Origin of the sequence: Pseudomonas sp. AM4(2022) (assembly GCF_036346515.1) — a bacterium.
In the GTDB taxonomy this organism is placed as follows: Bacteria; Pseudomonadota; Gammaproteobacteria; order Pseudomonadales; family Pseudomonadaceae; genus Aquipseudomonas; species Aquipseudomonas paracarnis.
Genome location: NZ_JAOTNW010000044.1, coordinates 1 through 9,643 on the forward strand (window position 1 = coordinate 1; position 9,643 = coordinate 9,643).

General features: G+C 58.8%; 11 protein-coding genes. 4 read left to right on the plus strand and 7 right to left on the minus strand.

What is annotated here, in order from left to right; all coding sequences use genetic code 11:
- Window positions 1-233: 233 nt before the first annotated feature.
- Both ODQ19_RS27730 and soxR read right to left on the minus strand, forming a co-directional pair.
- The gene (locus ODQ19_RS27730) at window positions 234-695 is read right to left on the minus strand and encodes a VOC family protein (RefSeq protein WP_330211806.1); all 462 of its coding nucleotides are present in this window, start codon (window positions 693-695) and stop codon (window positions 234-236) included.
- 74 nt (window positions 696-769) lie between these two features.
- Window positions 770-1,225, minus strand: a complete 456-nt coding sequence (gene soxR / locus ODQ19_RS27735; protein ID WP_330211807.1) for a redox-sensitive transcriptional activator SoxR — start codon at window positions 1,223-1,225, stop codon at window positions 770-772.
- A 100-nt stretch (window positions 1,226-1,325) separates the two neighbouring features.
- On the opposite strand from soxR, the gene ODQ19_RS27740 reads away from it, so the two are divergent.
- Complete coding sequence (locus ODQ19_RS27740) at window positions 1,326-1,691, plus strand: antibiotic biosynthesis monooxygenase (protein ID WP_330211808.1); 366 nt, start codon at window positions 1,326-1,328, stop codon at window positions 1,689-1,691.
- On the opposite strand, the gene ODQ19_RS27745 is transcribed toward ODQ19_RS27740, so the two are convergent.
- Window positions 1,680-2,777, minus strand: a complete 1,098-nt coding sequence (locus tag ODQ19_RS27745; protein WP_330211809.1) for a sigma-54 interaction domain-containing protein — start codon at window positions 2,775-2,777, stop codon at window positions 1,680-1,682. The two genes, ODQ19_RS27740 and ODQ19_RS27745, sit on opposite strands and share 12 nt — an antisense overlap.
- Window positions 2,778-3,045: 268 nt before the next feature.
- Here ODQ19_RS27745 and ODQ19_RS27750 point away from each other — a divergent pair, with 268 nt between their 5' ends.
- The 3 genes from ODQ19_RS27750 (at window position 3,046) to ODQ19_RS27760 (ending at window position 6,564) form a co-directional block, all read left to right on the plus strand.
- Window positions 3,046-3,315 carry a hypothetical protein gene (locus tag ODQ19_RS27750; RefSeq protein ID WP_330211810.1) on the plus strand — a complete coding sequence of 90 codons (270 nt, stop codon included), beginning with the start codon at window positions 3,046-3,048 and terminating at the stop codon, window positions 3,313-3,315.
- Between the two features lie 231 nt (window positions 3,316-3,546).
- Window positions 3,547-4,707: a cysteine desulfurase family protein gene (locus ODQ19_RS27755; protein ID WP_116666506.1), complete on the plus strand. Its 1,161-nt coding sequence runs from the start codon at window positions 3,547-3,549 to the stop codon at window positions 4,705-4,707.
- Between the two features lie 48 nt (window positions 4,708-4,755).
- On the plus strand, window positions 4,756-6,564 hold the full coding sequence (locus tag ODQ19_RS27760; RefSeq protein ID WP_330211811.1) for an aminopeptidase P family protein: 1,809 nt from the start codon (window positions 4,756-4,758) through the stop codon (window positions 6,562-6,564).
- Between the two features lie 38 nt (window positions 6,565-6,602).
- On the opposite strand, the gene ODQ19_RS27765 is transcribed toward ODQ19_RS27760, so the two are convergent.
- The 4 genes from ODQ19_RS27765 to rhtA all read right to left on the minus strand — a co-directional run bounded on the left by ODQ19_RS27765 (window position 6,603) and on the right by rhtA (window position 9,390).
- A complete protein-coding gene (locus ODQ19_RS27765; RefSeq protein ID WP_032901924.1) occupies window positions 6,603-7,193 on the minus strand; it encodes a 2-hydroxychromene-2-carboxylate isomerase in 591 nt (196 codons plus the stop codon).
- Between the two features lie 34 nt (window positions 7,194-7,227).
- A complete protein-coding gene (locus ODQ19_RS27770; protein WP_330211812.1) occupies window positions 7,228-7,959 on the minus strand; it encodes an SDR family oxidoreductase in 732 nt (243 codons plus the stop codon).
- Between the two features lie 98 nt (window positions 7,960-8,057).
- On the minus strand, window positions 8,058-8,339 hold the full coding sequence (locus tag ODQ19_RS27775; RefSeq protein WP_003190182.1) for a hypothetical protein: 282 nt from the start codon (window positions 8,337-8,339) through the stop codon (window positions 8,058-8,060).
- Between the two features lie 163 nt (window positions 8,340-8,502).
- Window positions 8,503-9,390 carry a threonine/homoserine exporter RhtA gene (rhtA, locus tag ODQ19_RS27780; RefSeq protein ID WP_330211813.1) on the minus strand — a complete coding sequence of 296 codons (888 nt, stop codon included), beginning with the start codon at window positions 9,388-9,390 and terminating at the stop codon, window positions 8,503-8,505.
- Between the last annotated feature and the right edge of the window lie 253 nt (window positions 9,391-9,643).

Below are 9,643 nucleotides of genomic sequence, written 5' to 3' on the forward strand. Positions count from 1 at the left end.
CTTGCCTGCGATAGCGGTGGTTCAGTTGCAGATTAATTGACTGACCCGCCGCCATCGCGGGCAAGCCCGCTCCCACAGGGGATTGATGCCGGGCGCTGATTGCGTGGGCAATACCCAACCAATGTGGGAGCTGGCTTGCCTGCGATAGCGGTGGTTCAGTTGCAGATTAATTGACTGACCCGCCGCCTTCGCGGGCAAGCCAGCTCCCACATTGGATGTGTATTGCGCTGCAACTATTCGCCTTGCTTGAACATTTGCATGGCACGCTGACGGATCTGTTCCTCGCTCAGGTCTTCCTGGTGAGTCGCCAGGAACCACAGGTGCCCGAACGGATCCTTGACACTCGCCGAGCGATCCCCATAGAACTGATCCTGCGGCGTGGACACTACGCTGGCGCCGGCATCAACCGCCTGTTTGAATTGTTCGTCCACGTCATTCACATACAGGTGCAGGCCGACACTGGGGTGTGCGTCAGGATTGCGCAGGGCTGTTTCGTCGCAGGGCGTGCCTAGCATGATCACCGCTTCGCCAATACGCAGCTCCGCATGGCCGACCCTGCCGTCAGGCATGTCCAGGCGCATGAACACTGAGGCGCCAAAGGCCTTCTTGTAGAACTCGATCGCCTTTGCGGCCTCGTTGATGCCCAGATAGGGGGTAATGCCGTGATAACCCTCGGGAATAGGTTTAACGCTCATAACGTTCTCCTTTGATTGTGGTTATGGGGTTACAGCCTTTTCACTATAGGTCACGTTGCATTGCGCAGCTGGCGTTACCGATCAGAATCAGGCGTGGGCTCCAGCAGCTGCGCACCGGGGCCACGCTCACCCAGCTCGTCATCGTGATTGCGCAACGGGCACGCCTCCATCGACAGGCACCCGCACCCGATGCAACCATTGAGCTTGTCGCGCAGCAGCATCAGCTTGTTGATGCGCTCATCCAGATCTTCACGCCATATCGCCGACAGCCGTTCCCAGTCGTGAGCGTTCGGTGTGCGCCCATCGGGCAGGGCCCGCAATGCCTCGCCAATGGTCGCCAGCGGAATGCCCAGGCGTTGGGCGATTTTGATCAGCACCACCCGGCGCAGTACATCCCGTGGATATCGCCGTTGATTGCCGGCATTGCGATTGCTCTTGATCAGCCCTTTGGATTCGTAGAAGTGCAGCGCGGTGACCGCCACGCCGCTGCGAGCGGCCAACTGACCGACGCTGAGTTCGTTGCTGAGCATGTAAGGCTCCCAAACAGTGCTTGACCTCGACTTAACTAGAGGTTTTACCCTGCGTGGCATCGAATCGCAAGATTCTGCCTACAAAGAGAGGGGAGTGTTCATGCAGGTATCAGAGAAGAGTCGCAGCTTCACTCAACTGATCGAATTTCACATCGAGCCCCGTCAGCAATCCGCCCTGGTGGCCGCCTTGACCACCCAGAGCGAGCGTCTGGCCGTGCGCCATGGCGGCTTCTTGAGTGCCAGCGTACAGGTCAGCGATGACGGGCGCAGGGTGCTCAATTATTTGCAATGGCAATCGCGGGAAGAGGGTGAGGCCGCCTTCAAGTGTTTTGAGCAGGGCGGCGAAGATTTCTGGACGCTGATCCGCGCTCACGGGGCCACGGCCGTGACCTTTGGTGCATTCCAGGTACTGCGCAGTTTTGAGCGCAGTCAGGACGATGCCTTGCACTGCCGACTAAATGGATAGATGCAGCATCCGTTCGCCTTGCACATTTTCCCCGGGCCTGCGCTTGTTGACCGCCAGTTCGCCGATCTTGATCAGGCGAGCGCGAGCGACGTTGCGGCTCAGTCCCAGCAGATTGGCGGTGTGCACCTGGTTGCAGTGGCTGAAGTGATAGGCCGCGCGAAATAAAGCGTCCTCGACCTTTTCATGCAGGGCGCCGGACTGTTCCTCGAAGAGCTTTTGAAACGCCCGCGCCAGCAGGGCTTGCGCACTGGTATCGGTGTCGCTGTCGTTCTGGCGTTCGATGCGCAGGTTCGACAGGCGCAGGTCGTCGGGTTCGATCACAGCGTTGCGGCAGATCAGCAGGGTGTGATGAATCACGTTTTCCAGCTCACGGATATTGCCCGGCCAGCTGTAGCGCTTGAGCTTGTGCTCGGCCTCGTGGCTCACGCTGATCGGGCCATAGCCCAGGCGCTGGCTGTAGGTTTGGATGAAGTGCCGGGTCAGCGGCAGGATATCGTCGGTACGTTCGCGCAGCGGGCTCAGTTCCAGGCTGACTACATTGAGGCGGTAGTAAAGGTCTTCACGGAAATGCCCGGCGTTGATGGCCTTTTCCAGTTGTACATTGGTGGCGGCCAGGACTCGCACATCGATTGCAATGCTTTTGCGCGAACCCAGGCGCACCACCTCACGCTCCTGTAGCACCCGCAGCAGCTTGACCTGGATGGCCATCGGCAAATCGCCGATCTCATCCAGAAACAAGGTGCCGCCGTCAGCCTCTTCGAACCAGCCGGCCTTGGCGCTGAGGGCACCGGTAAAGGCGCCTTTCTCATGGCCGAACAACTCGGCTTCCACTAGCGCTTGCGAAAAGGCCCCGCAGTTCACCGCCACGAAGGGCTGGTTTCGCCGCGTACTGAGGTGGTGGATATGCCGCGCAACAAGTTCTTTGCCGGTGCCGGTTTCGCCGATGATCAGCACGCTGGCTTCGCTGGGGGCCACTTGCTGGATATGGTCGAGCAGGGCCTGGGACTTTGGGTCTTCGAAGACCTGGGCTGTGGCGCGGATCGAGGTCGCGAGGGCAGGCGAGGGCGGCAGGGTGAACAGCTGCATGGTGACCTCTCAGGGGGAGTTTGGGCTTTGTTGAAGGGCTGTTGCCTGGTGGACAGTGGGCTGCGCGCAAGGTCTTTATAGAGGTATCGTCTTAATTCGTAAATGAAGGTGTTTCTATATTTATAGAACTTAAATGAATATCAAGGCGTTCCCCCCGCGGACGCCGATACGCGTGATAGCGACTATCACGGACGATGATTTTTCAGCGGGAAGGGCCGGGAGTAGCCTGTGTTCATTGACTCGAAACCTCCTTCGCAGGGCTATCGCCATGAACCGTTTCCTCGCTGTTTCCTTTTTACTTGTCACCTCTGTCCTTGCGGGTTGTGCGACCCAGCCTTCCCCGGAGTTGCTTCCCTATACGGCGGAGGAAACCAAGCAGTTGGCCCTGGAGGCCCTGGGCCGTCGTGGCTTGTCGTTTGACGACTACCAACGCCAGCGCGCCGCATTGCTTGGCCAGCCACAAAAGCCCTTCGGTTTTGATCGCCAAGGTGAAATGAACGCCGAGCGCAGCGTGGTCCTGCATGGTCGGCCCAGTTGAGCGCGCTTCGTGCAGCAAAAGGCCCGAGGTTTCCCACAAGGAACCTCGGGCTTTTTGTTTGCCATGGGGCTACTTCAGCCTGTTAAGCTCATTCCAGGAGCGTTCCTACGCACATTTAAATAAAGTTACCTTCTTTAATGGCATTCGATCGGTTAAACCTGACGACCTCTGTTCTGGTCGATGCCCCCCGAGACGCTGCTCTTGGGAATACGCTCTGCGAGTTTTTACCTCATGAATAAACGTCCGCTGTATTTCGACTACGCCGCCACCACGCCGGTGGATGAGCGAGTTATCCAGGTGATGGTCGAGTGTCTGGGTTTCAACGCCCACTTCGGCAACCCTGCGTCCAGTTCCCATGCATTCGGCCAAGCGGCCCGGCAGAAGGTTGAACAGGCGCGTCGCCAGGTGGCCGAGTTGGTGGTGGCCGAGCCCGAGCAGATAGTCTGGACCTCCGGTGCCACGGAATCCAACAACCTTGCGCTCAAGGGCGTAGCCCAGGCCCGTGGTGTGGCGGGTGGGCATATCATCACCAGCCAGATCGAACACAAGGCCACGCTAGACACCGCGCGGCAATTGCAGGAAGCCGGAGTGGCAGTGACTTACCTGGTACCGGATGCAGACGGCTTGATCAGCGTCGAAGCGGTCAGCGAAGCCTTGCGCGAGGATACCTTTCTTGTCTCGCTGATGCTGGTCAACAACGAACTGGGCACCCTCAACGATATTCCGGCCATTGGCGCGCGGGTGCGTGAGCACGGCGCGTTGTTCCATGTGGACGCGGCGCAAGGGGCAGGCAAAGTGGCTATCGACCTGGCCCGGTGGCCGGTGGACTTGATGTCGTTCTCTGCTCACAAGCTGTATGGGCCCAAGGGTATCGGCGCGTTATATGTCGGGCCTCGGGCGCAGCAGAAGGTATTGGCGCAGATTCACGGGGGGGGCCACGAAGGCGGTTTGCGCTCCGGCACCCTGGCGACTCATCAGATTGCCGGCATGGGCACGGCGTTTGCTCTGGCTGCGGCGTCTTTCGCGGATGAGAAGGCCACGATTGTCGCGCTGCGTCAGCGCTTGCTGGATCAGTTGGCGTCGGTGACCGGCTTGCGTCTTAATGGCAGCCCAACCCAGCGTATTCCGCACACACTGAGCCTTACCTTCAGCGAAGGCGAATTCAATTCAGCCGCATTGAGTGCAGGCATTGCCTTTTCCGCGACTTCAGCGTGCAATTCGGCCAGCAATGCGCCGTCTCATGTGCTCCTGGCCTTGGGGCATGACGCTCGCAGTGCTGCTCGCACTATTCGCTTGAGCCTGGGTAGGTTTACCACCGAAGAGGATATCGACCAGGCCGTGCAGTTGATCAAGGCCGCATTGGCGAGTGCGCCAGCGTTCTGGGCGGTCTGATTTATCATCGCAATACATAACAATTATTAGTGGTTAGCAGGAGACACAATGAGTACGCAGCCTTTGACCCATGGAACGGTTCCCCAGCGCCTGGCGCGCACCCGTGAACTGATGCGCCGCGAAGGCATTCATGCCTTGCTGGTGCCATCGGCGGACCCGCATTTGTCCGAATATTTGCCGGGTTACTGGCAAGGGCGCCAGTGGTTGTCCGGTTTTCATGGTTCGGTGGGCACCCTGATCGTCACGGCGGAGTTTGCCGGGGTCTGGGCGGATAGCCGTTATTGGGAACAGGCGACCAAGGAGCTCAAGGGCAGCGGTATCGAGTTGGTGAAGCTGCAACCGGGTCAGCCTGGACCGCTGGAGTGGCTGGCCGAGCAAACCCCTGAGGGTGGCGTGGTGGCGGTGGACGGTGCGGTCATGGCCGTGGCCTCGGCACGTACCCTGGGTGGCAAGTTGGCCGAGCGTGGCGCGCGCCTGCGTACCGATATCGATGTGCTCGATGAAGTCTGGCAAGACCGACCGGCGTTGCCGAACCAGCCGATCTATCAGCATCTGCCACCCCAGGCCACCGTCAGTCGTGGCGAGAAACTGGCCGCCTTGCGCGCCAGTTTGAAAGACAAGGGCGCCGATTGGCATTTCATTGCGACGCTGGATGATATCGCCTGGCTATTCAACCTGCGCGGCGCAGATGTGTCGTTCAATCCGGTGTTTGTGTCCTTTGCCTTGATCAATCAGCAACAAGCCACTTTGTTTGTGGCGTTGGGCAAGGTCGATGCGCAACTGCGGGCGGTGCTTGAGCAGGATGGCGTGACCCTGCGTGATTACAGCGAGGTGGCGCAAGCGTTGCGAGCGGTACCGGCGGGCGCAAGCTTGCAAGTAGACCCCGCCCGCGTCACCGCCGGCTTGCTGGAAAACCTCGACGCGGGCGTCAAGCTGGTTGAAAGCCTCAACCCCACCACACTGGCCAAATCCCGCAAGAGCCTGGCGGACGCGGAGCATATCCGCCAAGCCATGGAGCAGGATGGTGCGGCGCTGTGCGAATTCTTTGCCTGGCTCGACAGTGCCCTGGGCCGCGAGCGCATTACCGAACTGACGATCGACGAACACCTGACCGCTGCGCGTACCCGCCGCCCAGGCTATGTATCGCTGAGTTTCAATACCATTGCCGCCTTCAACGCCAACGGCGCTATGCCGCATTACCACGCCACCGAAGAAGAGCATGCGCTGATCGAAGGTGATGGCTTGCTGTTGATCGACTCTGGCGGCCAGTACCTGGGCGGAACCACGGACATCACGCGGATGGTGCCTATCGGTACACCGAGTGAGGAGCAGAAACGCGATTGCACGCGGGTGCTCAAGGGCGTGATTGCTCTGTCCCGTGCGCAGTTCCCCAAGGGCATTCTTTCACCGTTGCTGGATGCCATTGCCCGTGCACCGATCTGGGCAGAAGGCGTGGACTACGGTCACGGCACAGGCCACGGCGTAGGTTATTTCCTCAACGTGCATGAGGGGCCGCAGGTCATTGCCTATCAGGCTGCTGCGGCGCCACAAACGGCGATGCGGCCAGGGATGATTACTTCAATTGAGCCGGGTACTTATCGCCCTGGCCGTTGGGGCGTGCGCATTGAGAACCTGGTGTTGAACCGTGACGCGGGCAAGACCGAGTTTGGCGAATTCCTCAAGTTCGAAACCCTTACCCTGTGCCCGATTGATACCCGCTGCCTGGAGCCGTCGTTGCTGACGGCGGATGAGCGTGAGTGGTTCAACGCGTATCACGCCCAGGTGCGTGAGCGTTTGAGCCCGCTGCTCAATGGTGCAGCGCTTGAGTGGTTGCAGGTGCGCACTGCGGCGATTTGATCGGTTGCAGCCAAGGCATTGCCGGCTGCAATCGATATCTAGCTGAGCGCTTCACGCACAAAGTCCAGACGGTCCTGGCCGAAGAACAGCTGGTTTCCTACAAAGAAACTGGGAGCGCCGAACACGCCGCGCTTAATGGCTTGTTCGGTTTTGTCCTTGAGCGCGTCCTTGACGGCTGCATCATTGGAAAGGGCCAGTACCTGCTCGGGATCGAACCCCTGTTCGGTGAGCACATTGGCTACCACCTCTGGGTCGCCCAGGTGACGGCCTTCCACCCAGAGTGCACGGAACAGGCAGTCGATGAAGTCGAGGAAGCGCTCAGGCTGGTGGATTTGAATGCCGGTGACGGCGCGCATCAGCACCAAGGTATTGATGGGAAAGTGCGGGTTGAACCTGAGCGGCACGTTGTAGCGTTTGGCGTAACGCGCCAGGTCATCGAGCATGTAGCGACCCTTGGCGGGCACCATGATCGGCGAGGCATTGCCCGTGGCCTTGAATACACCGCCCAACAGCATCGGTTGATACACCACCTGTGCGCCGGTTTTGGCGCACAGCGCCGGCAACTGGGTATAGGCCAGGTAAGTGGCGGGGCTGCCGAGATCAAAGAAGAACTCCAGGGTTTTACTCATGGTCTGTACTCACTGCTTATTGTTATAGAGGGAGTCACCAGGTTTCGTTCCAGGGGCGCAGATCCAGTTCGAACGTCCAGGCGTCCCGTGGCTGGCGATGCAGGAACCAGTAGTTGTCGGCAATATGGTCAGGGCTGAGGAGGGCGTCCTGATCCTTGAGGGCGTATTTTTGCGGGAAGTTCTCGCGGATGAAGTCGGTATCGATGGCACCGTCCACCACCACATGGGCGACATGGATGTTCATCGGGCCTAACTCCCGCGCCATGCTTTGTGCCAAGGCGCGTATCCCATGCTTGGCGCCAGCGAAGGCGGCAAACCCCGCGCTTCCGCGCAAGCCGGCGGTGGCTCCGGTGAACAGGATAGTGCCGCGGTTACGCGTGACCATGCGCTTGGCGACTTCCCGTGCGTTCAGGAAGCCGGAGAAGCACGCCATCTCCCAGATCTTGAAGTACTTGCGTGCGGTTTCTTCCAGAATGCTGCAAGGCACATTGGCGCCGATGTTGAAGACGAACGCTTCAATAGGTCCCAGCTCGGTTTCGATTTGCTCGACCAGTGCGATCACGTCCTCTTCTTTACGTGCATCACAGGCAAAACCATGGGCTTCACCGCCCGCCAACTGAATGCTGTCTACCAGGGGCTGCAGTTTGTCGGCGCTGCGACGGGTGACGCAGGCGATGTAACCTTCGCGGGCAAAGCGTTTGGCTATGGCGCCGCCGGTCGCGTCACCGGCACCCACTACTAATACGATTTTCTTGTTGTGCGGCATGGGAACTCCATTGGCTCGATGGTCGAGCAGGAGTTTAGCCTTCGTGCCGCAACCGGCCGGAATTTAAGATGAGCAGTCAGGAAAGACTGCTCGGGCAGCTATTTGCAGATGACGATCATACTGCGGCTGGTATAGCCAGCTGGGTTGAGGCCGAAAGGATAGTCCCCAGGCTCTTCGGAGTTATCGCCGGATTTGGCTATCACCCGGTAGCCCTTGGCACCGCATGAGTTGGCTGCACTGGTGTAGCACTGGTCCCAGGAGGAGGACAGGCCTGAGCAGTTGATATGCAGCCCTTTTTTTCCCCGTTTCACTTCTGTTTTTGTGGTTGCAGCACAGCCAGCGATGCCCACAACCAGCAACAGTATCAAAATTCGTTTCATTCCCATCCTTAATAGCCGCCCTGCAAAAGAACAGAGCCGCTTTACTCGCTCTCGAGCGAAGCGTTCATGCTGTCCGTGTCGAAATTCTCCATGAATGACATTCGGTTACGGCCTAAACATGGCCTAAATGAGCGGCAAATACCAGCGCTGGCTTTAAAGATGATCAGTCGGCGGGCACCAGTGGTTTGGATTCGTTGCGCATCGTCAACGTGGCACCCACAGAAGCCAGGATAATGCAGGTGATGGCCAACCATTGGGCGAGAGAAAGATGCTCGTGCAGGAAGAGCAGGCCGGAGAGGGCACCGAACGCCGGTTCGATACTCATCAGCGTACCGAACGTGCGGGCGGGCAGGCGAGTCAGCGCGACCATCTCCAAGGTGTAGGGCAAGGCGGTGGACAGAATCGCGACGCCAATGGCGATAGGGATCAGGGCGGGAGTCAGCAGTGCGGCGCCCGCATGCACGATGCCGATCGGTGCGACGAACAGGGCAGCAATCATCACGCCGAGTGCGGCGGTCTGAACACCATTGTCGTTCCCAGCCTTTTGGCCGAACAAAATATAGAGGGCCCAGCATCCGCCTGCGCCCAGTGCGTAAGCCGCGCCGACCCAGTCGATACCGCTGCTGGCCTCGCCCATCGGAATTAACAGCAGCAGGCCGATGATCGCCAGGGCAATCCACAGGAAGTCGACAGCTCTGCGCGAGGCATAGATAGCGACGGCAAGCGGGCCTGTGAATTCGAGTGCTACTGCAATCCCCAGCGGTACGGTACGAAGGGACATATAGAAGAGGAAGTTCATGCCGCCCAGCGCCATCCCGTAAATGATCACCGTGCGCAAGGACTTGGCCGTCAGCGTGGCGCGCCATGGGCGTAATAGCACCAGCATGATCACACTGGCGAAAATCAAACGCAGAGCAGTGGTGCCTTGTGCGCCGACAATAGGAAACATGCTTTTGGCCAATGACGCACCGGATTGGATGGACGCCATGGCGATCAATAGCAGGCCGATCGGAAACAATGCGGATGCCAAGCTGCGAGGAGGGGGGGTCATTGCGGGAGTTCTTCCGAAGTCATGATCGATAAATACGTGGCGCTATGATGCTTAACTGTCAGCAAATGAGCAATATATTGCTCAAGTACTGACTCGTAGCTATCTATATAGTGGAAATGTCGGGCTTTTGAGGTTTTTGATAGAAAAACCGAATAATGGGGTTGACGGCAGGTTCTGGAGGCCTATAATTCGCCCCACTTCCGGCGCAGTCGAAACGGAAAACTCCTTGGTAAACAATGAGTTACGAAGTTTA

What these genes read in the sequence shown, in the direction of transcription:
- ODQ19_RS27730 (WP_330211806.1), bottom strand. Translation starts at nt 695, where the DNA reads ATGAGCGTTAAACCTATTCCCGAGGGTTATCACGGCATTACCCCCTAT.
- soxR (WP_330211807.1), bottom strand. Translation starts at nt 1,225, where the DNA reads ATGCTCAGCAACGAACTCAGCGTCGGTCAGTTGGCCGCTCGCAGCGGC.
- ODQ19_RS27740 (WP_330211808.1), top strand. Translation starts at nt 1,326, where the DNA reads ATGCAGGTATCAGAGAAGAGTCGCAGCTTCACTCAACTGATCGAATTT.
- ODQ19_RS27745 (WP_330211809.1), bottom strand. Translation starts at nt 2,777, where the DNA reads ATGCAGCTGTTCACCCTGCCGCCCTCGCCTGCCCTCGCGACCTCGATC.
- ODQ19_RS27750 (WP_330211810.1), top strand. Translation starts at nt 3,046, where the DNA reads ATGAACCGTTTCCTCGCTGTTTCCTTTTTACTTGTCACCTCTGTCCTT.
- ODQ19_RS27755 (WP_116666506.1), top strand. Translation starts at nt 3,547, where the DNA reads ATGAATAAACGTCCGCTGTATTTCGACTACGCCGCCACCACGCCGGTG.
- ODQ19_RS27760 (WP_330211811.1), top strand. Translation starts at nt 4,756, where the DNA reads ATGAGTACGCAGCCTTTGACCCATGGAACGGTTCCCCAGCGCCTGGCG.
- ODQ19_RS27765 (WP_032901924.1), bottom strand. Translation starts at nt 7,193, where the DNA reads ATGAGTAAAACCCTGGAGTTCTTCTTTGATCTCGGCAGCCCCGCCACT.
- ODQ19_RS27770 (WP_330211812.1), bottom strand. Translation starts at nt 7,959, where the DNA reads ATGCCGCACAACAAGAAAATCGTATTAGTAGTGGGTGCCGGTGACGCG.
- ODQ19_RS27775 (WP_003190182.1), bottom strand. Translation starts at nt 8,339, where the DNA reads ATGAAACGAATTTTGATACTGTTGCTGGTTGTGGGCATCGCTGGCTGT.
- rhtA (WP_330211813.1), bottom strand. Translation starts at nt 9,390, where the DNA reads ATGACCCCCCCTCCTCGCAGCTTGGCATCCGCATTGTTTCCGATCGGC.